This is a genomic window from Paraburkholderia sp. SSBN10T, assembly GCF_056619545.1.
The window spans coordinates 517,074-543,307 of sequence record NZ_JBWQQI010000001.1; the positions used below are offsets into that span (position 1 = coordinate 517,074).

15 protein-coding genes and 3 pseudogenes are annotated in these 26,234 nt (G+C 62.1%); 15 read left to right on the plus strand and 3 right to left on the minus strand.

The window, feature by feature from the left end:
- Positions 1 to 40: 40 nt before the first annotated feature.
- The 11 genes and pseudogenes from glyA to AC1ECK_RS02430 all read left to right on the plus strand — a co-directional run bounded on the left by glyA (position 41) and on the right by AC1ECK_RS02430 (position 12,296).
- Positions 41 to 1,336, plus strand: a complete 1,296-nt coding sequence (gene glyA / locus AC1ECK_RS02380) for a serine hydroxymethyltransferase (protein ID WP_480315469.1) — start codon at positions 41 to 43, stop codon at positions 1,334 to 1,336.
- A 101-nt stretch (positions 1,337 to 1,437) separates the two neighbouring features.
- On the plus strand, positions 1,438 to 2,325 hold the full coding sequence (locus AC1ECK_RS02385; RefSeq protein ID WP_480315471.1) for a dihydrodipicolinate synthase family protein: 888 nt from the start codon (positions 1,438 to 1,440) through the stop codon (positions 2,323 to 2,325).
- 5 nt (positions 2,326 to 2,330) lie between these two features.
- The gene (locus AC1ECK_RS02390) at positions 2,331 to 3,662 is read left to right on the plus strand and encodes an NAD(P)/FAD-dependent oxidoreductase (RefSeq protein ID WP_480315473.1); all 1,332 of its coding nucleotides are present in this window, start codon (positions 2,331 to 2,333) and stop codon (positions 3,660 to 3,662) included.
- 15 nt (positions 3,663 to 3,677) lie between these two features.
- Positions 3,678 to 5,174, plus strand: coding sequence for an aldehyde dehydrogenase (locus AC1ECK_RS02395; RefSeq protein WP_480315475.1), 1,497 nt, complete (start codon positions 3,678 to 3,680; stop codon positions 5,172 to 5,174).
- Between the two features lie 87 nt (positions 5,175 to 5,261).
- On the plus strand, positions 5,262 to 6,029 hold the full coding sequence (locus tag AC1ECK_RS02400; RefSeq protein WP_480315477.1) for a pyrroline-5-carboxylate reductase: 768 nt from the start codon (positions 5,262 to 5,264) through the stop codon (positions 6,027 to 6,029).
- Between the two features lie 200 nt (positions 6,030 to 6,229).
- A complete protein-coding gene (locus tag AC1ECK_RS02405; RefSeq protein WP_480315479.1) occupies positions 6,230 to 7,234 on the plus strand; it encodes a LysR substrate-binding domain-containing protein in 1,005 nt (334 codons plus the stop codon).
- Positions 7,235 to 7,315: 81 nt separating this feature from the next.
- Positions 7,316 to 8,356 (plus strand): GlxA family transcriptional regulator, encoded by a 1,041-nt coding sequence (locus AC1ECK_RS02410; protein WP_480315481.1) that lies wholly within the window; start codon positions 7,316 to 7,318, stop codon positions 8,354 to 8,356.
- A gap of 26 nt (positions 8,357 to 8,382) precedes the next feature.
- Positions 8,383 to 8,760 carry a cupin domain-containing protein gene (locus tag AC1ECK_RS02415; protein ID WP_480315482.1) on the plus strand — a complete coding sequence of 126 codons (378 nt, stop codon included), beginning with the start codon at positions 8,383 to 8,385 and terminating at the stop codon, positions 8,758 to 8,760.
- A gap of 61 nt (positions 8,761 to 8,821) precedes the next feature.
- A pseudogene (locus AC1ECK_RS02420) lies at positions 8,822 to 9,725 on the plus strand (LysR substrate-binding domain-containing protein).
- Between the two features lie 169 nt (positions 9,726 to 9,894).
- Positions 9,895 to 11,151: an aromatic ring-hydroxylating oxygenase subunit alpha gene (locus tag AC1ECK_RS02425; RefSeq protein ID WP_480315484.1), complete on the plus strand. Its 1,257-nt coding sequence runs from the start codon at positions 9,895 to 9,897 to the stop codon at positions 11,149 to 11,151.
- A gap of 11 nt (positions 11,152 to 11,162) precedes the next feature.
- Positions 11,163 to 12,296: an FAD-binding oxidoreductase gene (locus tag AC1ECK_RS02430; RefSeq protein WP_480315486.1), complete on the plus strand. Its 1,134-nt coding sequence runs from the start codon at positions 11,163 to 11,165 to the stop codon at positions 12,294 to 12,296.
- Positions 12,297 to 12,465: 169 nt separating this feature from the next.
- Here the strand turns inward: AC1ECK_RS02430 and AC1ECK_RS02435 are convergent, their stop codons facing one another.
- The 3 genes from AC1ECK_RS02435 to AC1ECK_RS02445 form a co-directional block, all read right to left on the minus strand.
- On the minus strand, positions 12,466 to 14,781 hold the full coding sequence (locus AC1ECK_RS02435; RefSeq protein WP_480315488.1) for a sensor histidine kinase: 2,316 nt from the start codon (positions 14,779 to 14,781) through the stop codon (positions 12,466 to 12,468).
- A 7-nt stretch (positions 14,782 to 14,788) separates the two neighbouring features.
- The gene (locus AC1ECK_RS02440; protein ID WP_480315490.1) at positions 14,789 to 15,604 is read right to left on the minus strand and encodes a response regulator; all 816 of its coding nucleotides are present in this window, start codon (positions 15,602 to 15,604) and stop codon (positions 14,789 to 14,791) included.
- Positions 15,605 to 15,840: 236 nt separating this feature from the next.
- On the minus strand, positions 15,841 to 18,051 hold the full coding sequence (locus tag AC1ECK_RS02445) for a TonB-dependent siderophore receptor (protein WP_480315572.1): 2,211 nt from the start codon (positions 18,049 to 18,051) through the stop codon (positions 15,841 to 15,843).
- A 1,083-nt stretch (positions 18,052 to 19,134) separates the two neighbouring features.
- On the opposite strand from AC1ECK_RS02445, the pseudogene AC1ECK_RS02450 reads away from it, so the two are divergent.
- From AC1ECK_RS02450 to AC1ECK_RS02465, 4 genes and pseudogenes are all read left to right on the plus strand, one after another.
- A pseudogene (locus AC1ECK_RS02450) lies at positions 19,135 to 19,674 on the plus strand (ESPR-type extended signal peptide-containing protein); the annotation flags it as partial.
- Positions 19,675 to 19,761: 87 nt separating this feature from the next.
- Complete coding sequence (locus AC1ECK_RS02455) at positions 19,762 to 21,267, plus strand: YadA family autotransporter adhesin (protein ID WP_480315574.1); 1,506 nt, start codon at positions 19,762 to 19,764, stop codon at positions 21,265 to 21,267.
- A gap of 445 nt (positions 21,268 to 21,712) precedes the next feature.
- Positions 21,713 to 21,811, plus strand: a pseudogene (locus tag AC1ECK_RS02460) (ESPR domain-containing protein); the annotation flags it as partial.
- Positions 21,812 to 21,898: 87 nt separating this feature from the next.
- Positions 21,899 to 26,233 (plus strand): beta strand repeat-containing protein, encoded by a 4,335-nt coding sequence (locus AC1ECK_RS02465; protein WP_480315576.1) that lies wholly within the window; start codon positions 21,899 to 21,901, stop codon positions 26,231 to 26,233.
- Position 26,234 lies beyond the last annotated feature (1 nt).

Below are 26,234 nucleotides of genomic sequence, written 5' to 3' on the forward strand. Positions count from 1 at the left end.
AAGCGGTCGAATTCATACGAATAGTTGCGGAGTAGCAGACGTGAATGAAAACGCACGATTTTTTTCCGAGACACTTCAGAGCCGTGACCCCGTGATCGCTTCTGAGATCGCGCTGGAGCTGCGCCGCCAGCAGACCCAGATCGAGCTGATCGCTTCCGAAAACATCGTTTCGGCCGCGGTCATGGAAGCGCAAGGCACGGTGCTGACCAACAAGTATGCGGAAGGCTATCCAGCGAAGCGTTACTACGGCGGCTGCGAGCACGTCGATCGCATCGAGGCGCTGGCGATCGATCGCGTCAAGGCGCTGTTCGAAGCGGAATACGCGAACGTGCAGCCGCACTCCGGCGCTCAGGCCAACGGCGCCGTGATGCTCGCCCTCGTGAAGCCGGGCGAAACGGTCATGGGCATGTCGCTGGACGCCGGCGGCCACCTGACCCACGGCGCGCGGCCCGCGCTGTCGGGCAAGTGGTTCAACGCTGTCCAGTACGGCGTGCATCCGGACACCTACCGGATCGACTACGAACAGGTTCAACGGCTGGCCGACGAGCATCGTCCGAAGCTGATCATCGCGGGCTACTCGGCCTATCCGCGTGCGCTCGATTTCGCTGCGTTCCGGCGCATCGCGGACAGCGTCGGCGCACTGCTGATGGTGGATATGGCCCACATTGCCGGCATCGTCGCCGCAGGCCGGCATCAGAATCCGCTCGCGTTCGCAGACGTCGTCACATCGACGACGCACAAGACGCTGCGCGGGCCGCGCGGCGGCTTCATCCTGACGAACCACGGCGAGCTCGCCAAAAAGATCAATTCGGCGGTGTTCCCCGGACTGCAAGGCGGCCCGCTGATGCACGTGATTGCGGGCAAGGCGGTGGCCTTCGGCGAAGCCTTGCGTCCGGAGTTTGCCGCGTACATCGACCGGGTGCTCCGCAACGCCGTCGCACTGGGCGACGTGCTGCTCGCCGGAGGGCTGCGTCTCGTGACCGGCGGAACCGACAACCATCTGCTGCTCGTCGACCTGCGCTCGAAGCGGCTGACCGGCACCCAGGCCGAGAAAGCGCTCGAACGCGCGGGCATCACGTGCAATAAGAACGGCATCCCGTTCGATACGGAAAACCCGACCGTCACCTCCGGCATCCGTCTCGGCACGCCCGCAGGCACATCGCGCGGGTTCGGCGAGAAGGAATTCAGGCAAGTCGGGGAAATGATCCTCGAAGTGCTCGGTGCGCTCGAGCGCAATCCGGAAGGCGACGGCGAAGTCGAGCGCTCGGTGCGTGGCCGGGTCCGCGACCTGTGCAGCCAGTTCCCGATCTATGCGCCGGCCGACGCGCTCGTCTAGACCGACCGTCAGCGCGTGCCGTGCCGCGCCGGCGTCGTGAAACCCAACCATCCTTGCTGGCAGCCAGGCGCTGACAGCTAACCAACCCAAAGAGATCGATGATGAGTAGCTTCGAAGGAGTGCATGCCCCGCTGGTAACGCCGTTCACGACGGACGGCGAGATTGACCACAAGCTGCTGGCCAGTCATGCGGCGGGACTCGTGGGACGGCTCGCCGGGCTCGGCGTCGGCGGCACGACCGGCGAGTACTACGCGCTCACGCTCGACGAGCGCGTGCGGACGTTCAACACCGTGACCGAAGCGGTCGGCGGCAAGACGTACCTGACGGCGGGCATCAACGCCACGACCACGAAGGATGTGATTCATCTCGGTCTTGAGGCGAAACGCGCGGGCATGTCCGCACTGCTGATGGCCACACCCTACTACGCGCAACCGACCCAGGAGGAGCTGCTTGCTCACTTTCTGAAAGTCGACGACGCGGTGGATCTGCCCATCATGCTGTACAACTTCCCTGCCAGAACCGGCACGGAAATCAGCGACCCGGTGCTCGCCAGGCTGCTCGAGCGGCCGAATTTCCAGGCCATGAAGGAAAGCACCGGCGACGTCGGCCACCTGCATTACCTCGCGACCGAATTCAAGGACCGACTGGTGCTGAGCTGCGGGATGGACGATCAGGCGCTGGAGTTCTTCGCCTGGGGCGCGAGGAGCTGGGTGGGCGCGGCAGCGAACTTCCTGCCGGAGGCACACGTCGAGTTGCTCACGACCTGCGTCGCAGGCGACTTCGGCAAGGGACGGGCGTTGATGGCCCAACTGTTGCCGGTGCTCGAGCTGCTCGAACGCAGCGGCAAGTTCATCCAGTACGTACGCTACGGTTGCGAGCTGGCCGGGGTACCGGTCGGCGTCGCGCGCGCGCCGCTCGGCACGCTGACGGCGGCGGAAAAGCAGGCCTTCGCGTCGGTCGTGCAACCGCTGCTGCGCAAGGGGCAGTGACCGGAATGAGCGCTAGATTGCACTTCGGGCACATCCCGGCCCCCGATGGCGTGAACGGATGGTGGGAAACCCTTCCACCGCCGACGGACGTGGTTCAGGTCGCCTCGAACCTGCGGTTCGACTGGGTCGTCATCGGCGGCGGCATCACGGGACTCTGTGCGGCCAGGCGTCTGGCGGAGCTCCTGCCGGACGCGTCGATCGCGCTGGTCGACGCCGACAGGATCGGACGCGGCACGGCGGGACGCAATTCCGGCTTCTTCGTCGACCTGCCACACGACATCAGCAGCGAAAGCTACTCGCGAAGTGTCGAAGAGGACAAGGCGGACATCCGGCTGCAACGGCACGGAATCGAATACGTCCGTTCGGCCGTGATCGAGCACGCGATCGACTGCGACTGGCGCGACGACGGCAAGTATCACGCCGCGGTCAACAAGCGCGGCGAGGCCGCGCTCGAACACTTCGTGACGGGCTTGAAGCGAATCGGCGAGCAGTTCGAGTGGCTGGACGAGCGGGCCATCGGCAACGTCACCGGCAGCGCTTTCTACCGGAGTGCCGTGCTGACACCGGGTTGCAGCACAGTGCAGCCGGCTGCACTGATGCGAGGTCTCGCCGCAGCGCTGCCGCAAAATGTGTCCGTGTTCGAGCTGAGCGCGGTCAAGGATATCGAGCTAGGCCCCCTCGGCAAGACGCTTAGGTTTGCCAACGGACAAATCGAGGTACGGCAGGTCGTGCTGTGCACGAATTCATACGCCGCGACCTTCGGGAAGGACGCCAATGGCCTGTTGCCGGTCTACACTTTTGGTTCGATGACAAGGGTCATGCGCGAGGATGAGGTGGCCCGGCTTGGTGGCTTGCCCTCCTGGGCACTGATACCAGCGGACCCGGTCGGCTCGACGGTTCGGCGACTGATCACCAACCGTATCTGCGTTCGCAATCATTTCGCGTTCCGGCCTGGGCTCAGCGTTTCTCAATCCGATCTGGCCAAAGCGAAGTCGTTGCATCAACGCTCGTTCGAGCGCCGCTTTCCGATGTTGAAGGATCTCGAGTTCGAGTACACGTGGGGTGGGGCGCTTTGCCTGTCGGCAAACAGTGGTACTTTGTTCGGCCAGCGCGACGACGGCATTTTCCAGGCGCTCGGCTGTAATGGACTGGGGCTCAGCCGGGGGTCGTCGGCAGGCAAGCTGATTGCCGAGTACGCCGTCGGCAAGTCGAACGACCTCATCCAGCAGGCGCTGAGTCATCCGCAGCCGCGCCGTTTGCCCTCCCGTCCGATCTCCGACATTGCGGTTTCAGCAGCCATCTGGGTCAAAGAATTCTCGGCAGGTGCCGAGCTCTAATTTTCGAGGTCAAGCATGAGCACTTATCAGGAATGGAAGCAGCGGGCCGAGGGTATCTCGCTCGACGGACGCGCGTTTATCGGCGGGCAGCGTTGTGCGGCTGCGTCGAACGCGACGTTCACAACCGTGAACCCGGCCAACGGCAAGATCCTTGCGGACGTCGCGAAGTGCGAACAGGAAGACGTCGACCGCGCGGTCGTCGCGGCTCGGCAAGCGTTCGACGGCGGGGTGTGGTCGAAGGCGACACCGGCGCAACGCAAGGCGGTGCTGCTGCGGTTGGCTCAACTGATCGACGAGCATGCCGAGGAACTGGCGTTGCTCGAAGCGCTCGAGGCGGGCAAGCCGATCGGCGAATGCATGGGCCTCGACATTCCCGAGTCGGCCGCCTGCATCCGTTGGCATGCGGAAGTCACCGACAAGCGCTACGACGCGCTGTCTCCTTCCGGCGCAAGCGTGGTGAGCATGATCACGCGCGAGCCGATCGGCGTGGTGGCAGGCGTACTGCCCTGGAATTTCCCAGCGCTGATGCTCGCATGGAAGATCGGACCAGCCCTTTCGGTCGGCAACAGCGTCATCATCAAGCCGGCCGAGCAGACCTCGCTCTCCACGCTGCGGATCGCGGACCTGGCGGCCCAGGCCGGTCTTCCCTCAGGCGTGCTGAACGTGGTCACCGGTTTCGGCGAAGGTGCCGGGCAGGCGCTGGGACTGCATCCCGACGTCGACCTCGTGGCCTTCACCGGCTCGACCGAGACCGGCAAGCGCTTCCTGCGCTACGCCGCGGATTCGAACCTGAAGCGGGTCGTCCTCGAGTGCGGCGGCAAGAATCCGCAGGTCGTGCTGCCCGACGTCGCAAACCTGGACGCGGTGGCCGAGCACGCCGTCGCGGCGGCATTCTGGAACATGGGCGAAAACTGCAGCGCCGGGTCGCGCATCATCGTGCCGTCCAGCAAAAAGGCTGAACTGCTCGAGAAAGTGCAAGCCGTGCTGCAGGGATGGAAAACCGGCGACCCGCTGGACCCGGAGGTGAAGCTTGGTGCGTTGATCGAGGCTGCTCACTACGAGAAGGTGCTGTCGCATATCGCGAAGGCCAGGGACGAGGGGGCCAGGGTCGTCTGCGGCGGCGGAGCCACTCTCACTGAAACCGGCGGCTGGTTCGTCGAGCCGACCATTTTCGACGCAGTCACGCCTGAAATGAGCATCGCTCGGGAAGAGGTGTTCGGCCCGGTCCTCTGTTTCATCGAGTACGAAGACGTCGAAGACGCGGTCCGTATCGCGAACGATACCTGCTATGGATTGGCCGCGTCGCTCTGGACCGACAACGTCAGCCAGGCGCACAAGATCGCGGCTCGCATCCGCGCGGGTACGGTGACGGTGAACTGCTTCGGCGAAGGCGACCTCTCGACTCCCTTCGGTGGCTTCAGGCAGTCCGGCTTCGGTGGTCGCGACAAGTCCGTGTACGCGCACGACCAGTATTGCGAACTCAAGACGACCTGGATCAAGCTCGAAGACTGATGGGCTGTCGAGTCGCAACACGCGGGCCGGATCGAAGTGATGCAGCAACGAGACGGCTCTATCTGCAACTGGATTGAATGGACTCACATGCGCATTGGTTTCATAGGTACCGGCGGGATCACCCAGGCCGTGGTAACCGGGCTCTGCTGCTCGAACGCTGACTTCGAGTGCATCCGGCTTTCGCCCCGCAATAGAGACGTGGCCACGGCGCTCGCGCAACTCGACGCTCGCGTCAGTGTCTGTAAGGACAACCAGGACGTGCTCGATACGTCTGACATTATCTGCGTCGCAGTCGTACCGTCCGTCGCCGCCGAGGTGCTGCGGGACCTGACGTTTCGCGGGCACCACAAGGTCATCAGCTTCGTGGCTGGCCTGACGGTGGACGAGGTGCGCAGCTTGATCGGCTCCGACGCAACTATCGCGCGAGCGATTCCGCTGCCTGCGGCTGCTCAATGCAACGGCAGCACGGTCGTTTATCCGCCGGACCAGACCGCCGCGCGGATGTTTGCGGCCGTGGGCGTCGTCGTCGAAGTCACGGATGAAAGGCAGTTCGACGCCTTCTCGGCGGTGACCGCAACCATGTCGACTTACTATGATTTCGTGGAGGCCCAGGCTCAGTGGCTGACGGGAAAAGGCATCCCCTACGGGAAAGCCCGGGACTTCCTCGCCGGATACTTCGTCGGGCTGGCTCATCTCGCCGACGGCAACGACAACGCCTTTTCGGCATTGGCGAAGGCTTGCACGACCGAAGGCGGCATCAACGAACTGATGCATCGGCACATGGAGTCCGCGGCGCTATTCGGGCAGGTCGGCTCGGCACTCGACCAGGTGTGGAACCGGCTGACGTCGGCGTGACCGGCGCAAGGCGATTGACGCTGGCAGCGCGGCAGGGCGGTCTCAACCCGGTGGGGTGTCGGAAGCATTTGCAGCAACCCGCGAAAAGTATTGGCGTTAATATAGATCGGCTATATCCGGTGTTCAGCCGGTGCCGCGGATTGCTCGTGCAACGACAGGCGTTCCAGCTTCGGTTTGCGGCCACACAAGGGTAGGGAATCATGCAAAGAAAGCAGGTTTTCGCAGACCGACTGCTCGCCCAGATGCCTTCGCTCCGGGCGCTCAGATGCTTCGTGACCGCCGCGCGGTACGAGAACTTCACCCAGGCCGCCGAGGTTCTGTGCGTCACGCAGGCCGCCATCAGCCGGCAGATCAAGGAGCTGGAAGACTCGCTCGAAGTCTCGCTGTTCGACCGGTCCGGGCGGCATATTACGCTGACCGACGCCGGGCGGATCCTGTACAACGCCTCCTATCTCTCCATCATGAATATCGCGGAGACGGTCGAGGCGGTCAGGCGCTCGGGGCGCCAGGCGCTGACCGTCTGCGTGTCGCACACCTTCTCCGCGCTCTGGCTGGCCGCCCGGCTGCCGGCATTCCGCAGGCAATTCCCCGACTTCAGGCTGCATGTGACGGTCACCGACCACTTCATGGAACTGGACCGTCTCATCGAGCCGGACGTCATCATCACGAAGAACCCGCCGCGCGAGGCGGAATACGAAGTGGAGCCGCTCTTCCATGACGTGGTGTACCCCGTCTGCAGCAAATCGTTCTTCGAGAAGCATTATCAGGGGCACAAGATTTCCGCACTGGGACTGCTTTCGCATCCTACGCTCAACCTTTCTCCGCTCGGCCGCACCCAGGTCTGCGAGCACGTCGACTGGCGCGTGTGGCGCAACTGGTTCCAGCCCGGCGATACCAGTGAGCGCTTCGCGGAAAACGAGCAGCTCGAAAGCAACGACTATCGGCTGCTGGTTTCGCAGGCCGAAGCGGGCGAAGGCACGCTGCTCGGATGGCATCACCTCGTTCACAGGCAGGTCGAGCAGGGCGTGCTCGTGCGGCCTGTGCGGGAAAGCCTGGTTTTCCATGACCGCTACCACTACCTGGTCACCCACAAGAATGCAAGACAACGTCCCGAGTACCCGCTGTTCTACGAATGGCTCCTTGGCGAAGTCAAGGAAATGATGTCGAGCTGGCACGAGGAAGTCGAGGAACGCGTGTCTTCGTAGCTCGCCGCGCGCCATGCCGGACCGCAAAAGGAAGCTTGCCGACCTCACGTTTCACGCTGCCGCGTTCTGGCGCCACACTTTATGGTTAGGAATCCATCTAATATCGAAGCGGATACCGGAGGCAAGATCACCTTTGGCATCGTGCTGCTGCCGAACTTCACGTTGACCGCATTCTCCGGCTTCGTCGACCTGTTGCGGCTGGCCAGCGACGAAGGCGACATGAGCCGTCCGGTCCGGTGCTCCTGGATGGTCGTCGGCGAATCGATGGTGCCGGTCAGAGCCAGTTGCGGCATCCAGGTGACACCGTGGGCCACATTCGACGAAGTCGGGTCGTTCGACTATGTCGTGGTGGTCGGCGGACTCCTGCACTCGGGCCCGAGCGCCAGTGATGCGACGATCCGCTTTATCCGCTCGGCGGCCGAGCGCTCCGCCACGATGGTCGGCATCTGCACCGGCGTGTTCGCGTTGATGCGCGCCGACATCATGAACGGATACCGGATCTGCGTGAGCTGGTTTCACTACTGGGACTTCCTCGAGCGATTCCCGAACGCCGCCGAAGAGAATCTGGTCGCGGACCGGCTGTTCGTGATCGACCGGCGCCGCATCACCTGTTCAGGAGGACGGGCCTCGATCGACGTAGCGGCTGCGATACTGCTCCGTCATGTCGAAGCCAGCATCGTCCAGAAGGCGCTGCGCATCCTGCTGGTCGACGATGCCCAGAAGGGCAACGCCCCGCAACCTCATCCGCTGGGTCTCAAACCCGCGACGCACCCCAAAGTCCGCAGGGCCATCCTGTTGATGGAACAGCACATCGGTCAGCCGTACAGTCTGGGCGATCTGGCGGGACGACTGGATATGTCGGTGCGCCAGCTCGAACGCCTGTTTACGACAGAGATCGGACAGCCACCGGTCGCCTACTGGCGGCAAATGCGCCTCGGGATTGCGGGCTGGCTGCTCACGAGTTCGGACCGAACGGTGGCCGATATTGCGACCTCGTGCGGCTTCTCGGACGCTTCGCACCTGGGCAGAGAGTTCAAGAAAAGCTTTGGCACGTCGCCGATTGCATATCGCACCGCTCGCGTGACGGTCGAGCCTGAAGCAGGCCTGATGCAAACACCGTGATCCACTGATTTCAAGGAGAAAAAACCGTGACCCACGCACTCGGACCCGATCAGGCGGCAGCCCCCGCGGGTCGCCTCATTCACACCATCCGGGAAGCCGACTGGCAGCCTATGATGATCGAGGGAAAGCGGCATCCTGGGTTCTGGATCATCCCGATCGTCGACGACGAGAGCGGGCAATGGAGCGGATACTGGATGCGCCTCGATCCCGGCGCGCGCTCGCTGTTGCACACTCACACGTCAACCGAGCTGCTCTTCATCCTCGACGGCGTGTACACCGACCAGGATGGGACCGACATCGCACTCGGGCAGGTGGTCACGTATCCGGCCGGCACGTCGCACTGGTCCCACTCGCGGGCGGGATGCACGGCACTCGTCGTCACGAACACAGAGTCGACGCTTTGAATATGCGGTTCCGACGCAAGATCGTGCTCGGCGAATCCATTCCATATGCCTGATGAAGCACATGTCGACACTGCCCAAAGGTTATCGCCGACTCATCCCTTCAGTGACCGCGCTCGTCGAGTTCCGGCAGCTTCACGCTGGCCGCGCATGAGCTGGGCGTGACTCAGGCCGCGGTCAGCAGGCAGGTCAAGTTTCTCGAAGACACACTCGGGTGTCGCCTGTTCCACCGCCTGCATCGGTCGATCGAGCTTTCCGCCGAAGGCGAGACGCTGTATCTGGTCGTCGCGGAGTCCATGCAGAAGATCGCCGGCGTGTTCGATCGGCTGGCCAGCGGCCCAGCGCAGCAGGAACTCGTGCTGGCCGCTACCGCCGCGTTCTCGCACTTGCGGCTGTTGCCTCGACTGGCGGCGATCAAACAGGTGCAGCCGCAGCTTCAGTTGCGTCTCTCTACGCAGATGTTCACGGCAGATCTACGGCACAAGGAGATCGACGTCGCGATACGCTTCGGCAATGGCCGATGGGGCGACGGCACGGCCACCTTGCTGTTCGACGAAGCGGTTTTCCCCGTCTGCTCGCCGGCCTGGCTGCGAACGCAGCCCGCACCGCAGTCGCTGCAGGAACTTGTCGATGCTCCACTCGTCGAGTCGGATTCGACCTCGGAAGGCTGGATGACGTGGGAGGACTGGCTCAATGCGGTTGGACTCAGGCCCCTCCGGCTCAACTTCGCGTTGCGTTGCAGTCTCTACACCGACGCCATCGAGGCCGCGCGCCAGGGCCTGGGCATTGCGCTCGGCTGGGGACGACTGGTGCACGACATGCTCTCCGCCGGAGAACTCGTCAGGGTCGAGGTGGCGTCCCTCAAGGTCAGCGACTCGTACTACGTCGTCGTTCCACATGGGCGGACCATCACGCCGGCCATCGGCGACCTGATCGAGCAGCTTCGGAACGACGCCATTCAGGAGTGAAGCCATCTACGCCCAAGCAGGGCGGGGCTCTCGGCCTTGCGCTTTCGCATAACCCAAAGTAATGCCAGAGCGAAAATAAAGCGCGTTGACGCTCTTTTTCGTCAATCCAATACTCGGTTCATGGCGGGAACACTCGAAGTCCCGCACCCTTCAGTGTTGGAGAGCGACGATGTCGGAAGTGCGAAGCAAGACTCACGGTGAACTCATCCGCAGCCGCGAACCCGGCCACGGCATGCCCGGCGAACTCTTCGGACGCCAGGATGTTTTCGAAAAAGACGTCGAGGTGTTCTTCCACAAGCACTGGATTCTCGTCGGGGTGACGGCGGACGTTCCCGAGCCCGGTGATGTGTCGACCGTCGACATCGGCAAGGCGTCGATCCTCATTGTCCGCGACGACGACGAGCACATCCGGGCGTATCGGAACGTCTGCCGGCATCGCGGTGCGCGGCTGAAGGAGGCTGGCAAGTCGACCGTGGGCATGCTGGTGTGCCCCTACCACCAGTGGACCTACGACCTGGATGGCAGCCTGCGCCACACGAATCATATGGGCAAGGACTTTGACCCGAGCTGCCGCAGCCTGATTCCGGTTCACACGAAGATTGTCGGTACGCACATTTTCGCTTGTCTCGACGAGCAGGCACCCGAGGACATCGCGAAGCTGGAAGCGGCGATGACACCGCGCTTCGCTCCCTACGCACTCCAGAACACGAAGATTGCGTTCGAGCAGGAAATCGTCGAGCACGGCAACTGGAAGCTCGTGATCGAAAACAACCGCGAGTGCTACCACTGCCAGGCCACGCATCCGGAGCTCACGGCGTCGTTCCTTCCCGAAGACTTCGGCTTTTGCCCGGACAACCTGAGCGAAGAATCCCTCTGCGCGCTCGATGCCTACAAGGCGCGCAATGCTGCGTGTCAGGCGAGCTGGCAGAGCGAGGGATTCATCGGAGAAACGGTGGAGTGGCTCGACGAAGACGCAGTCACCCAGTTCCGTACGCAGCAACTGGTGATCGCCGGCGCTGGCGAGTCGCAAACCGTCAGCACCCAGGTGGCCTGCGCGAAGCTGTTCGGCAATCTCACCCGCCGCGACCTCGGCGACCAGCACCTCTGGACGCACAACTCGTGGACGCACGTCATGAGCGACCATGCGGTCATTACGTACATCATCCCGCTGGCGCCGGACAAGACGCTCGTGCGCTCGAAGTGGCTGGTCCACGCCGATGCGCTCGAGGGTGTCGACTACGACATCAATGACCTGACCGAAGTGTGGGTGGCGACGAATACGCAGGACAAGCACCTCGTCGAAATTACCCATGAGGGTACGCAGGACCCGGCGTACCTACCGGGGTACTTCTCGCCGTTCACGGAAGCCTACGTCGACCAGTTTTCACGCTGGTATGCGGCCAGACTGAATGCCCACGGCCTCTGAGCGGATCGATCGTGACAAATGCTGTCGAAAGTTTTTTCGCAGAGGCGCACGGGGCGCTCGACCGACTCACCAGTAGCGCCACGTGGGAACACGGCGCAAGGTCATGGCCGGGCAACGAACAGCAGACGCTGACCTGCTGCCGCACGATCGACGAAACCCACGACGTCCGCACCTTCGAGTTCCGCACCGAAGATGGCGAGCCGGTGCGTTTCGAGCCCGGCCAGTTCATGACGGTGTCGGCGACCATCCAGGGAAAGACAGTCGAGCGTTGCTACACGATTGCATCGCCGCCCACGCGCCCCTATCTCGTGGCTATCACCGTCAAGCGCGTGCCGGGCGGCCTGATGTCGAACTGGCTGCATGACAACATGGTGCCGGGAAACCGGCTCCAGGCATACGGACCATCGGGCGCGTTCACGCCGACCTTGGCGCCGGCGTCGAAGCTGTTGTATCTCTCTGCGGGATCGGGGGTAACGCCGTTGATGTCGATGACGCGAGCCAGCATCGATCTGGGCCTCGACAGGGATATCGCATTCGTGCACAGCGCTAGAACACCCGCCGACGTCGTATTTCGTGAGGAGCTGCAGCGACTGGCAGCACTCTCGCCACGCCTGAGGCTGTTTTTTGTTTGCGAGAGCATCGGCGACGAACCGGGGTGGGGCGGCGCGACCGGGCGACTCAGTCTCTCGCTGCTTTCCGGATGGCTGCCGGACTACGGCGAGCGCGAAGTCTTCACCTGCGGTCCCGCCGGCTACATGAGCGCGGTTCGCGCGTTGCTGCGCGAAGGCGGCCATGACCCGGCCCATTATCACCAGGAAAGCTTCAACATTGCCGCCGGCGCCGCGCCGGAGCCGATCGCTTCGCAATCCGAAGTTGGCTTGGAGACCTTCACGGTCCGCCTCTGCCGCTCCGCCAGAACCTTCACGATGAGCGCATCCGAAACAGTGCTGTCAGCGGCGAAGAAAGCGGGTGTCGCGATTCCTTCCTCCTGCAGCCAGGGCGTGTGTGGGACATGCAAGACGAGGGTGCTCGAAGGCACGGTGGACATGAAGCACAACGGCGGCATCCGTGAGCGCGAGGTTACGAAGGGGTTCCGCCTGTTGTGCTGCAGCCGCCCGACGTCAGATCTGGTGCTGGAACTCTAAATACCCGCGTAGCACGGTGACCTGCGCAGCGGCCGATTTCCTGACCTCAATCGATCATTTTGGGTTAATCCGAGCCGGCCTTGTTAGACAGACGTCGGTTTCACTCAGTCTGCCGACGTTCGCCATGTCCAGTATGCCGTCGCGTCGTCGGCCCTCACCTGAACCGCACTCAGCGAACAACCGCTCCCGAGTCTGTTTCGTGCGGCGCAAGAGCAAGAGCCTCGATACCTGCGAAATCCAGCGCTTCGAGGCAACGCCGCATTTCAGTCAGAAACGCTGCGCATGAGGGGTGAATCCCGATCATGTCGTCGATCCATCGCTCGATGTCAGTCAGGCGTCCGTCCTTCGCAAGAACGGCCAGTTCCCGGCGATCGCTCTCCGGAGGCACGGTAACGGCGAGCCGGCGTTTGAATCGCGGGCGGATCTGGGAAGAGCCGTTGGAAGAATACGGTACGACGTTCGACAGCGAAGCATCGGGATCTTCAGCAGTGGGAACGATCAGTTCGAAAGAAAATGTGGTGCCACGCTGCGGCGCGCTTGAAACGCGCAAATCGCCGCCCATTGTGTTGACAATGCGCTGAGCAATGAAAAGACCAAGACCCGTGCTGCCGTTGACGGACTGAATCTGGCGAAAAGCCGTAAAGAGTTTCGACTGCTTTTCGATGTCGATACCGATGCCGGTGTCGGAGACTTCAAAACCCATGTGCCATCGATCATTCTGCTGACGTGCTCTCACCGTCATCATGACGACGCCGTCGCGGGTGAACTTGGACGCATTGGACAGCAGATTGAGCAAAACCTGTTGCAAGCGCTGGCCGTCGATCGTCAGTCGACGGGGCAACGAAGTGAGTGCCTGATAGTGGAACTGGTTGTTCAGTTGCAGGCAGAGTGCAAGCGCGTATTCGGCAATGTCATCGAGAAGGGCGGGCAGATCGGTTGCGGCAGGCACGATCTCCAGGGGTTGCAACTCGGCCTTCGCATACCCGACCAGCTCGTCGATCAGACCGAGTTGATAGTTCACGCTGCGCTCGATTGAGTGGATCAGGCTCTCCTGTTTCGAATTCGCCTGATTCAGCAGCAGTCTGGCGTAACCTGTAATGGTGGCGAGTGGCGCACGGAGGTCGTGACTGACAAAACCCAAGGTTTCGATCAGTTGCTGGTTTTTCTCTTCCGCGTAGCGCAAGGCCTCGTTCAGCTCCAGGGTGCGCTGCGCAACCTGGTCTCGCAGCCGGTCGTGTTCGGTTCTTTGCCAGTCCGCGAGTTCAGTTCTTGCCGCGATGCGCTGCTTGCCAACGTGGTTGATCCACGCCGCAAGCACCATCAGATTGTTGGCGAGATTAATGATTGCGATAACCGGGTTCGGATGAATATCGGACTTCAGCCACGCCAGGCCGGCCGGCAAGGAGCCGAGCTCTTCGAGCATACGCAACGCAAAGTTGAACAGCGAGAAGCCCATGGTGAGCAGCATGATCCGCGCGGCGGGTGTCGACTGACGCGCGAGGCCTGCGGCAACGACCACCGTGACAACACTGAACAGCGCGTTGAGATGCAAGCCGAGTTGCGCGAAGACGAACAGATTGCCGAAAGCGGCTCCTGTCGCTGCGACGCACTCCAGCAACGCGAACCCGAACAATACATAGCGGGCGGGCAGGTTCGCCTTTTCGCGGTGTGCGATGCGCAAGATGAAGGCGATGAACAGCAGCACGGCAAAGCATCCGAACACCGTCACGCTTCTGGAACTCCACTCGGTTGCGTGCGGCCATAAATATATTTTTGTATACCCGCGATCCGCAGCGTCAAATAGCGCTGTCATGGCGCAAAGGCCCGCTAGCACGAGAAACGAGACGCTGCGGGAAAAATAGGCGATGAGCAACGCGCACCACGCCAGTGCCAGCGTTCCGCCGATCAATCCTCCGTCCCAGAGCGCAGCACGTTTCTCCAACGCGTCATAGGCCTCTGTTGAATACAGCCTCGGTTCGAGAGTGAGTGCGGTGTCGCTGGCCGCGCGGATGAGGAATAGAAGGTGTTCACCGGGAGCGAGCGTGAAATTCACCAGGGGATAGCGGGACGAAGATGGCCTGATTGCCGGGCCGGCGGGGTCGGTGCCGTCGCGTGTCCAGTGGCCGTCGCGTCCGATGTAAAAGTCTACGTGCTGAAGGCGCGCGTTCGGGAACTCGAGAACGAGCGGGAGGGCGGTTGAACCTGGGTTGCTCACTGCCACGCGTAGCCACCATGCGGAGTGAGTGAAACCTGGCTTTAATCGACCCCGCTGGACGGGCAGGAAGCCGCGTGGGTTCGCTGCGGGCAATGTGAGTATGTCGTCCAGGCTCATCCTGCCCGAGATGTCTTCGAACGTCTGTACCTGCCCCAGGGGGGGGATCGGTTGGGTTTGTTTCCCAAGCGGGTCAAGACCGGCAGCCAACGAGTAAGTTGTCCACCAGCTCAGACATAAGAGCAGCAAACGGCGCCACCTGGCTGTTGTCATGTTGACGTCACTCGGTATCGAGGACGGGTTCCTGGGTGTTAGTCAGGTTCCCAAAACGAAGATCTTCCCGATAGGCCGAGGGAGTCGTGTCGAATCGCTCGCGAAACGCCGTGGCGAAATTCGCCGCACTGGAAAAACCGATTTCTTCGGCGATGCTGGCGATACTCAATGACGTGCTGCTCAACAACCTTTGCGCAATCCGCAAGCGTTCGTCCCGGAGATACTCGAATACGGTCCGGCCAAGGTTGTCCCGAAACGCGCGCGACAGTCGTTTTTCATTGGTACCCACAAGGCGGGCCAGTTGTTCGACCGTTGGCGGATTGTTCAGCCTTTGCGACAAATGCTGAATGGCCGCGCGAACGATGACATTGTTGCCTGTCATGTCCGAAGCGGACTCATCCTCTTCTTCTTCGACATGCCGGTTGCCGTTCGCCCGGGCGAGGTGAACGCGAATCCGTGCGAGTACCTCGGCCGGTTCGAACGGTTTGAGGATGTAGTCGACGCCGCCGATTGTCAGACCGTCGAGGCGCTCGTGAAGCTCACCGGCCACGGTAAGAAATATGACAGGAATCGTACTCGTGCGGGGGTCCGCTGCAAGAAGCCGGCACGCGGCAAATCCATCCAGCCGCGGCATCCGCACGTCCATCAGGATCAGGTCGGGTGAAATTGCCAGTGCTCGTTGATACGCCTGCGATCCGTCGAATCCAACGCTGATCCGGTATCCCTCATTGCGCAACACGCCAATTAACAATTGAAGCTGTTCCGGCTGGTCGTCTACCACCAGAAGATGGGCGTCCGTGAGGGCGGTATGTCGGAGCGGCATTGTGTATGCAAAAGGAGCTGGCGAGTGGCGTTCTTGCTGGTTATCGGCGGCAGAGTGCGCAAGTTGAGGCTTGCGGAGTCTCGATCATGTAAAGCCGCGAAGAATATCAGATCAATATTTCAATTCAATTCCAGAAATGTATAAATCGTGGGCAAGCCGAAGGTTACGCTCATCCCGATCGCAAGAGCGTGTTCGCTGCGCACGCCTGATCAAAATGTCAAATTCAAGATGCGTTATCACCAGGTGTATTTCGCGCTGCCAAGCACGGTTCGCTCGTTGCCGAATAAGCAGACCGAGTACGACTGGCAACCGCTGATGTAGTGTCGGTCGAACAGGTTTTCCACGTTCAGCGAGAAACGCCAGTTGCGGATGTCATAGCGCAGCGCCGCGTCGTACAGCGTATAGCTTGCGACCGTCAGCGAGTTGTCCGGCGCACCCGCCGACGCGCTCTGGTAGCGGATTCCGCCACCGATCCCGAAACCCTCGAGCGCTCCTGCATACCATCTCCAGTCGGCCCACAGCGACGCCATCTGGCGCGGGCGCGGAATATCGACCGGCCACTTGTTCAGCGATGCGCCGTTCGCCTGCACGTTCTTCACGTCCTGATAGATGTACGACGCGACAATCGACAGCTCGCGCGTCACGTTTCCGAGCGCGCTCAACTCGATACCGCGCGAACGTACCTCGCCGGTCTGCACGGAGGACGTGCCGGTGGGATCGAGATTCGTCGGCGCCGGTGTCACAACGTTCGTCTGGTTGATCTGGTAGACGACTGCGCTCAACATCAGGTTCTTGCCGGGCGGCTGCCAGCGCAGGCCCGCCTCGGTCTGCCTGCCGCGCGTCGGCTCAGGCAATCCACCGCCGAACATCTTCACGCCGATGACCGGATTGAACGATGTCGAATAGCTGACGTACGGCGATAGCCCGTAGTCGCCGTGGTACGTGAGGCCGACGCGGCCCGAAAACGCGCTGACATCCTGTTCCGTCTGCGTGCTGGCCTCGCGGTCGTCCTGACGCATGTTGACCCAATCCTCACGGCCACCGAGCGTCAAGGTCCAGCGGTTCCATTTGACCTGATCCTGAGCGTACGCGCCGAAAGTGTTCATCGCCGTGTACAGGTCGGGGTGGCCGAGCGACGTCGGGCCCGAGAAGATCGCAGTCGTGACCGGCGTGTAGACCGGGTTGTAGAGGTTCAGGTCCGGCGCCAGCGCGAGCCACTCGCTGTCGGTCGTCGTCTGCCGGTTGTACTGCAGGCCGAGCAGCACCGTATGCTCTAGCGGCCCCGTGCCGAAACGCGCCTGCGCGTTGTTGTCGATGTCGAAGCGGCTGTAGTTCAGTTGGAACAGCCCTGCGTAACGCGTAATGTCCGTCGTGCTGCCCTCGGCCAGGCCGCCGCCGAAGACCGACGCGTCGTCAAGCGACAGGTGCATCCAGCGTAAGTTCTGGTGCAACGTCCACACCGAATTCAGGTCGTGTGAGAGCTGGTAGCCGAGCGACCATTGTTTCTTCCGGTAGTCATTGAATGTCGGGTCTCCCGTGTAGACGTCCTGTGACAACTGCCCATTCGGGTTCGGCAGTACGGTGCCCTGCGCGGGCAGGAAGTTGTGCGCAAAATCGCTCCAGTCCTGCAGGTAGGTCGCAGTGAGTGTCAGCGAGGTGTCGGAATCCGGCCGCCAGCGCAGCGACGGCGCAAGCGCGACGCGCTGGTCCGCGTTCGGGCCGCTCAGCGCATTGCCGTCGCGCGCGACGCCGACAAAGCGATACGCATACTCGCCGTCGGAGTCGAGCTTGTCGCCGATGTCGAACGTAGTTTCCTTGCGCGCGTAGTTGCCGACCTGCATGCCAACCTCGCGCACGCGCTCGCCGTCGGCCTGCTTCGTCTGCACGTCGACGAGCGCGCCCGGATCTCCGGCCCCATACAGCACCGACGTTGGTCCACGTAGCACAGCGAGGCTGTCGATCATATACGGGTCGACACGCCAGGCCGCGATGGTCGTCGTATTCGGCGCCTGCAATCCGTCGACGAACAAAGCGGGAGAAAAGCCGCGTAGCGTCGCATACAAGTCGGTGCGGTTGTCGGATCCAGACGATGCGAAGCCCGGCACGTAGCGCAGCGCCTGGTTGAGGTCGGTCGAGCCGGTCATTTCGATCTGCTGCGCAGTGACGACGTTGATCGTTTGAGGAATCTCGTTGATCGGCGTGTCGGTCTTCGTGCCTGTCGCGGTGCGTTTACCCACGAGCCCGACTGATGGCGGGTTCGCCACACCTTTCACCGTAATCTCCGGCAGCGCGACGCCAGGCGCCACATCGGCTTGTACCACGGCGTCCGTCGCTTGCGTATCACTCGCCGGCTGTGTCGCCTGCGCGTACGCATGGCCGGCCGCTGCTGTACAAAATATTGCCCCCGCAGCGATCGCATGTCGTCCTGTGCACGGTGCCCTCTCTATCTTTCGTTGCTCTACGATGCTGGCGGCCCGTTCTGCCTGATCGTTTATCAAAACGTAAGCGTGGGAAGTCCGGCGGTTATCGCTTGCAGAACCGCTTGCAGCAAGGCCCAGCGGCGCCACGGGTTGCGCGCGATTCGAGGATGCGTAAGTCATTGATCGTTAACGATTGTTAGGGTGAAGCCGCCGTGAATTGCACGGAAGGTACGAACACCCCTCATTTCGCTGGCTGAAAGGATGTTGCGATCTGATGCTTTTTAATGCTGCTTCGTTTCTGGCGGATGCCTTTATGAAGCTAGCGGGCAAAGCCTGATCGAGGCGCGCCGCCGCGGACAGGCGTCGGCGTGACGCCAGATGTGCGAACGTACACCGACCGTATATCGACACGCCGGCAACCAACTTGAGCTTGAAAAACGTAGGGGTATCTGAAACCGGGTCACGGGCCGAGCTGCTCGCGCGAGTCTCTTTTGGGCGTGGCGTGTTGTGGCGATGTGGTTCGGAGTGTTAGCCGCATCCTGCCTCGCGGAACTTCGAGAGCAGCAGTTCGTGCAGTCGATCCCACATAGCGGTCTTCTGCCGCTCACGCAAGCAGGCTCGGCAGCCCGGGCCCGAACCATCTCCAATTTTGCCGACAGGCAGCCCAGCGTATTCCGCTTTTGAACCCGATTTATCGCTAAGCGGACAGCAAAAATTTTCCCTCACGCAAAGCATTTCGTCCCCCGGGCAAATGCATGTGCCAGTCACGCTACTCATACTAATTACATAAAGTTTCCAATTCCTACTATTTCGGCAGTAGGTAACACATGGCTTTGACTGTGGCGGCCGGCGCATCGCCTCGACAGACGATATTGCCTGTGTGCTTCACCAAAAACGCCATTGCTTTGGGGTGCGCGCGGCACCTGGTATTCGGTCCGGTGTCGCGATCACAACCGTGCAACGACCAGCCGCACCGGGACGGCGGGATCGAACCGGGCTTGGGGAAAAGCCAGGCGACATCGAACGGGCTAAAGCGTCGGGTAAAGCGTGACGGAGACCAACTATGAATCTTTTTATTGTCGACTAGATAAGTGTGAAGGGAAAAACGTAATGAACAAGGGCCGATATAGGTTGGTTTGGAATCGCCGTCTTGGCACGCTGATAGCGGCAGGTGAGACGCAACGTGGCGTGCAGGGCGAGCCCGGGCAAGCGGAAATGGGGCAGGCCGGTAGCCCACTGAAATCAAAGGCGTCGCTTGCGATATTGGCGGCGTTGATGCTGCTGCCGGTCGGGCAGGCGTATGCAGATAACCTTGCTGTCGGCGGCGAAAGCGGCGCGATAACTGCAACGGTCGGGGGCGCTGCAACGTCGCCTCCCGCCAGCTCAGGCGGAACACTCCCCGCAACCGCCGGGACGGATGGTACGGGTCAAGACGAGGCGTTCGGTATAAATACATCTGCCAACGGCGGACAAGCGACAGCGGTTGGCGACACCGTCACAGCAACCGGCACTAACGCGACTGCAGTTGGTGCCACTTCCACTGCGAACGGCGCCAATGCCGTGGCGTATGGCGGTGCGTCGAATGCGACCGGCGCCAACACGACGGCGATCGGGGCTCAGGCAACGGCCTCTGCGGCATCCGCAGTAGCGATCGGTTCGACTGCGACGTCAAGCGGTATAGGTGCTGTGTCCGTAGGTGCCGGGGCGAGCTCAGTCGGCGCCGCCACGGCAGTGGGTGTGGCAGCGACGGCAAGCGGCGGCAGCTCGGTGGCGATCGGCAACACAAGCGTGGCGACCGGGGCGTCGTCCGTTGCAGTCGGTCAATCCTCGACCACCTTATCAGGCGGTGGTGTCGCGATTGGTTTTGGAGCGAATGCGGGCTCCGTATCCAGCGTGGCCTCTTTGGTCGATAACTGGGCGTCAAGCAGCACGGGTCGCCTCTCTACGGTACAGGCAGGCAACACTGCGTTGGGTATCCTGGCAACGGCCAACGCGGACGGAACGGCATTGGGTACGAGCACCGTGGCAACCGGAACCGAGTCCCTCGCGGCGGGCGGAGGCGCGACGGCGACGGGCCGTGTAGGCGTGGCGCTGGGAGGCGGCGCACTGGCATCGGGCGATTCGGCCGTGGCGATCGGCAACACATCGAGTTCCGAAGGCGCACAATCCGTCGCCATCGGTGCGGGTGCGGAGGCGTTGAGCAATCAGGCGACCTCATTGGGCAACGCGGCATTCGCGAACGCGGTAAACGCAACGGCGCTCGGTCATGGTGCGATCGCGACGAATCCGGGCGATGTGGCGCTCGGTGCCGGTAGCGTGACGGCGGCGGCAAACCCGACCTCCGGCACAACGATTGGTAGCACGACCTATTCGTTCGCGGGCGCCAACCCAACGAGCGTGGTGAGCGTCGGCGCGCCTGGCGCGGAACGTCAGGTCACGAATGTGGCGGCCGGGCAGATTTCGGCGACCAGCACGGATGCGGTGAACGGTTCGCAGTTGTTTGCGACGAATTCGGCGGTCAATACGTTGTCGAGTGAAGTCGCGTCGCTGACCTCTGGGGCGGGGACAGGTACGGCGACGACCACGGCGACGACCACGGGTACGGCAGCAACTGCGCCGACGGCAACGGGAACTGGAAGCACGGCTAACGGATCAGGCGCAACCGCCGTGGCTAATTTCAGTACCGTGGTGGGCGCCAGTGGCGTGGCATCCGGCACCAACAGCACGGCACTGGGTGCTCAGTCGAGCGCAACCGGCACGAACTCGTCCGCTGTCGGTGCGAGTAGCACGGCGTCTGGGTCCAACAGCACAGCCGTGGGCGCGAACTCGACTGCGAGCGCCGCGAACTCGGTTGCCTTGGGTGAGGGTTCGGTTGCAAACGAGGCGAATACCGTCTCGGTGGGCTCGTCCGGAAACGACCGTCGGATCACGAATGTCGCGGCGGGTGTGGATCCGACCGACGCCGTGAACATGTCGCAGTTGCAAGGTGTGCAGGACAGCGTGAATTCTATCGCTCGCAAGGCGTATTCGGGGGTTGCGGGCGCCGTCGCGCTTTCGATGATCCCGGACGTCGATGCCGGCAAGGTGATCTCGGTCGGCATCGGCTCGGGGGGCTACCAGGGCTACGGCGCTGTCGCACTCGGTTTTACCGCACGCATTGGCAACAACATCAAGGTGAGAGGCGGCGCGAGCACGAGCAGCGCGGGGACCACCTACGGCGGCGGTGTCAGCTACCAGTGGTAAGGACGAACTGACATCGGAACAACGGACTCGCCCATCAACGGGCAGTTCGTTGTTCCGGACCGAGATGCACATTTGCGCATTCCGGCTCGTTGACGTTCATCAAATATTCTCTAGACAAAACAAACGCTATCTCCTAGTGTTTACTCCGCCGTAACAATCTGAAGAATTTGTATTTTCTTGACATTACAGATTGTCGGCTAATTAGGTATTTTGAAAAATAAACCCGAATGATGGGATTTCGGGGGATTTGCTTCGCCTAATAAATTTGAATAGCTGATTATTATTCATCGTGCATAAACTGGATCCCGTGCAGAGGGGCGCCGCGATATCCTGGTTTTTTATTCTGTGACACAGAGTTCACTTATTCCAACACGTTGATCGATTCGTTTCACGTTGATTTCAACTGACTCAGTTCTGAATCAATCATTCTATGAGAATTTGAACAATGAACAGGATTTACAGAACGGTATGGAATAAGGCATTGGGCGTTTTTGTGGCTGCATCGGAGTTCGGTAAATCGTGTGGCAAAGGGAAATCCGGCGCATCGGGCGCCGTATGTGACGGTCGGAAAATTGAGCACAGCACGCTGACCGCGCTGCACCGGACATCCCGGATTCTCCTCGGCCTTACCGTGCCAGTTTGTCTTGGGCTGTCCGGCCAGCAAGCCCACGCCCAATATGCGGTCGACGGCGGCACCGCGTCAGGGGGCAACTCGATTTCCATCGGCAGTGGCAGCATTGCGAGCGGACAGTATGCGTCCGCGTTAGGCTTGAGTTCGACGGCCTCTGGGACGAGCACCATTGCGATGGGTCCCGACTCAACGGCTTCCCTTATATACGGCGTGGCAATAGGCAATCTCGCACAGGCAACCGGCGCGGGAGCGATAGCACTGGCCGCGGGCGCTAATGCTTCGGGGAATCAAGCGGTAGCCCTTGGCTTCAATGCAATATCGAGCAGTTCATTCAGCGTTTCGCTCGGGCCGTCGACGACCGCCAGCAACGCTTACGCCACAGCGCTCGGCGCCAGTGCCATTGCCTCGGGAGATCATTCGACTGCGTTGAGCACGCAGTCGACTGCGACCGGCGGATATTCGGTCGCGATTGGCTATGAGGCGATTACGACCAGTACCGCTGCTGCCGGGGTGGCGCTGGGATCGGGTGCTTCGGCCAGTGGCGCGTCCGGCGTCGCGATCGGCGTCAACAGCGGCGCGTCCGGTACCGCAGCGGTCGCTATCGGGGTGGGCGGCACGGCCGGTGTCCCAGGCTCGGGTACGCAGGCTTCCGGCTTGCAGGCAACCGCCATTGGCTTTAGCAGTACGGCGAGCGGCAGCAACTCGGCCACTTTTGGCACCTCGACGCTGGCGTCAGCGGCGGGCGCCACGGCCATCGGCAACGCTTCGCAGGCGCTTGCCGCCTCGACCGTTGCTCTCGGCGACAGCAACACCGTGGCCGCAGCGGCTGGCACCGGCTCGATTGCCGGCGGACACAGCTCGCAAGTCACTAGCGGCACGGGCGCAGTAGCGCTCGGCCAAGGCCAGACGGCAAGCGGCAACGGCGCAGTGGCGATTGGCGATCCGAACACGGCCACCGGTAATGGCGCAGTGGCGATGGGCGCCGACAACACCGCAAACGGCAATGGCGCAGTCGCGTTGGGTAACACGAACGTGGCGACGGGACTTGGGTCGGTTGCGCTCGGTAATGCATCACAGGCCAATGTCGCCGGTTCGGTGGCGATCGGTAACGGCGCCATTGTCCAGAGCGCGGCGACGAGCGGGGTGGCGCTTGGGTCGGGCGCGACCGCAAGCAACGCCAACAGCGTGGCGCTGGGTGCCGGAAGCACAACTGCAGCGCCAAGTACGGGCACCACTGCGCTGTACGGCGGCACGGCGGCCGGTATCGCGAGCGCGGCCAATGGCGTGGTGTCGGTCGGCCTGGCCGGGCAGGAGCGTCAGATCCAGAATGTCGCGGCAGGCGTGATCTCGTCGAGCAGCACCAACGCGATCAACGGATCGCAACTGTTTTCGGTCGTAACCGGCGTCAACACCCTGGGCAGCGCGACAGCGAGCGCGCTGGGCGGAGGTGCGGCCTACAACAGTTCGACCGGAGCTATCAGTGCGCCGAGCTATACGATCGAGGGCAATACCTACACCAACGTTGGCAGTGCGCTCACAAGCATCAACAACTCACTGAGCGGCGGCGGCATCAAGTACTTCCATGCGGACTCGACCCTGGCGGATAGCCAGGCGACCGGCACCAACAGTGTCGCCGTTGGCCCTGCGGCGGTAGCGAGCGGAACGGGGAGCTTCGCTGCAGGCAACGGTGCGCAGGCGACGGCCGGCAACGGCGTGGCGTTAGGCGCTAACGCTGTGGCAACCAATGCAAACGATGTGGCGCTGGGCACCGGCTCGACCACGGCGGCAGCCGACACAGGCACGACCGCACTGTTCGGCGGCACCGCAGCCGGTGTGGCGAAGACAGCCTCGGGAGTACTCTCGGTAGGCAGCGCGGGCAACGAGCGCCAGATCCAGAACGTGGCGGCAGGGGTGATCTCGTCGGGCAGCACCGATGCGATCAACGGATCGCAACTGTTCTCGGTCGCCACCGGCGTCAACAACTTGGGTAGCGCGACAGCGAGCGCGCTGGGCGGAGGTGCGGTTTACAACAGTTCGACCGGAGCTATTGGTGCGCCGAGCTATGTGGTCGGAGGCAATACCTACACCAACGTTGGCAGTGCGCTGACAAGCATCAGCAACTCACTGAGCGGCGGCGGGATCGAGTACTTCCATGCGAACTCGACTCTGGCGGATTCGACGGCGACCGGTACCAACAGCATCGCAGTCGGTCCGGTTGCGGTTTCCGCCGGAGCGGCCTCGGTTGCAGTCGGTAATGGTGCGCAAGCCAGCAATGCGAATGATGTCGCTCTGGGAGCCGGGGCCACAGCAGCGGGAACGCATACCGGAACGTTCGACATGACGGGCGGTACGGCTGCGGCAACCGCGCCTACCTCTGTCGTTTCGATCGGCACAGCCGGATCGGAGCGGCAACTCCAGAACGTTGCTGCCGGTGTCCTGTCGAGCAGCTCGACCGACGCCGTCAACGGCTCGCAACTGTTTTCTGTGGCGAGCGCGGGCAACGCGACCGGGACGACGCTTGCTTCTGCACTGGGCGGAGGCTCGACATACACGCCGGGCAGTGGCGTATCGGCACCGAGCTACACAGTGCAAGGCAGCACCTACAACAACGTTGGCGGTGCGCTTGGCGGTTTGAATACTGGCCTGACTAACGTCGAAAACTCGTTAAGCAGCATTAACAACGGCGCGGGCATCGAGTACTTCCATGCTGACTCCACGGAAGCCGATAGCCAGGCAACGGGTACCAACAGTATCGCCGTCGGTCCCGAGGCGGTAGCCAGTGGAACGGGCAGCTTCGCTGCGGGCAACGGTGCACAGGCAACGGCTGCCAATGCAATGGCATTGGGAGCACAGGCAACTGCGTCTATAGCGGGCGCGATTGCAATAGGCTCGGGATCAGTGTCCAGCCGCGCGATTGCGCCCGCTTCAGGTTCGATTACGAGCGGCAGTTACGTGATTCCCTATAACACCACCAATGAGACGCTGCTGGGTGCGGTGTCGTTCGGAACCACCAATTCGTATCGCCAGTTGACCAATGTCGCAGACGGGACGCAACAGCAAGATGCGGTCACCGTGCGGCAACTTGCCGGCGCGTTGTCTTCGTTCGCGGTGACGCCCACCGAGTACTTTCACGCCAATTCGACCGCAGCGGATTCGCTGGCCGTAGGCAGCCAGTCGATTGCGGTTGGACCGACCACGGTGGTGAATGGCGACAGCGGTGTGGGGATTGGCAATGGCGCCATTGTCAATTCGACCGCGCCGGGCGGTGTCGCGATCGGCGAGGCAGCAAGTTCGAATCAGGCCGACGCGATCGCGCTGGGTAGCGGTGCGACCGCAAGTGGCGCCCAGTCTGTCGCGCAGGGCGCGAATGCTGCCGTAACGGCTGCGGGCGGCGTGGCGCTGGGTTCCGGCGCACAAAGCAGCGCGACCGACGCAGTAGCGCTTGGCGCCGGAGCATCCGCAACCTATGCGAACAGTGTCGCACTGGGAGCAGGGTCGGTGACGACCGTCGGGGCACTGTCGAACTACATTGCTTATGGTCTGAGCAGCCCGCAGTCTTCGGCGGGGGAAGTCAATATCGGCAATCGGCAGATTACGGGTGTGGCGGCTGGCAGTGTGGGGACCGACGCAGTCAACGTGAGCCAGCTCGAAGCAGTTCAGACGCAGTTGACCACGCTGATCAATAACAAGAATGTCGGCAGTGGTGGCAGTGGCGGCTCTTCGTCCACTACTGGGACAACAACGTCTTCTTCATCAACGGGATCCAATTCATCGGCGGGTGGGCAGGGGGCCGTTGCTTCGGGGAGCAGCAGCACTGCTGTAGGCAACAACTCGCAGGCAACCGCCAACAGCTCGACGGCCCTGGGTCAGGGGGCGACGTCGTCAGGGTCCAACTCGGTCGCCGTCGGCGCCGGCAGTAACGACGGGGGGCGCAGTAATGTCGTCTCGGTAGGGGCCGCCGATTCGACGCGGCAAGTCACCAACGTCGCTGAGGGTACCGCACTCACCGACGCCGTCAACGTGGAGCAGTTGAACGCCGGAGTGGGGAGCGCTGTTGCACAGGCAAACGCGTATACAGATAGTCAGATTCAACAGCTCAAGCGTGATGCGGATTCCGGAATCGCCACTGCGATGGCTGTCGCAGGGTTGCCGCAACCCTCGGGGCCGGGAAAAAGCATGGTATCGGTCGCCGGCAGCGTTTATCGAGGCCAATCAGGACAGGCGATCGGAGTTTCCACAATCTCGGATAACAATCATTGGATCTACAAGGCTGCGGTATCGACCAATACGCAAGGCTACTATGGCGCTGTCGTGGGTGCGGGTTATCAATGGTAAT

Excerpts from the sequence above, each read along its gene's own strand:
- AC1ECK_RS02410 (WP_480315481.1), top strand. The coding sequence starts at position 7,316 with ATGGTTAGGAATCCATCTAATATCGAAGCGGATACCGGAGGCAAGATC.
- AC1ECK_RS02390 (WP_480315473.1), top strand. The coding sequence starts at position 2,331 with ATGAGCGCTAGATTGCACTTCGGGCACATCCCGGCCCCCGATGGCGTG.
- AC1ECK_RS02435 (WP_480315488.1), bottom strand. The coding sequence starts at position 14,781 with ATGACAACAGCCAGGTGGCGCCGTTTGCTGCTCTTATGTCTGAGCTGG.
- AC1ECK_RS02440 (WP_480315490.1), bottom strand. The coding sequence starts at position 15,604 with ATGCCGCTCCGACATACCGCCCTCACGGACGCCCATCTTCTGGTGGTA.
- AC1ECK_RS02405 (WP_480315479.1), top strand. The coding sequence starts at position 6,230 with ATGCAAAGAAAGCAGGTTTTCGCAGACCGACTGCTCGCCCAGATGCCT.
- AC1ECK_RS02400 (WP_480315477.1), top strand. The coding sequence starts at position 5,262 with ATGCGCATTGGTTTCATAGGTACCGGCGGGATCACCCAGGCCGTGGTA.
- AC1ECK_RS02395 (WP_480315475.1), top strand. The coding sequence starts at position 3,678 with ATGAGCACTTATCAGGAATGGAAGCAGCGGGCCGAGGGTATCTCGCTC.
- AC1ECK_RS02425 (WP_480315484.1), top strand. The coding sequence starts at position 9,895 with ATGTCGGAAGTGCGAAGCAAGACTCACGGTGAACTCATCCGCAGCCGC.
- AC1ECK_RS02385 (WP_480315471.1), top strand. The coding sequence starts at position 1,438 with ATGAGTAGCTTCGAAGGAGTGCATGCCCCGCTGGTAACGCCGTTCACG.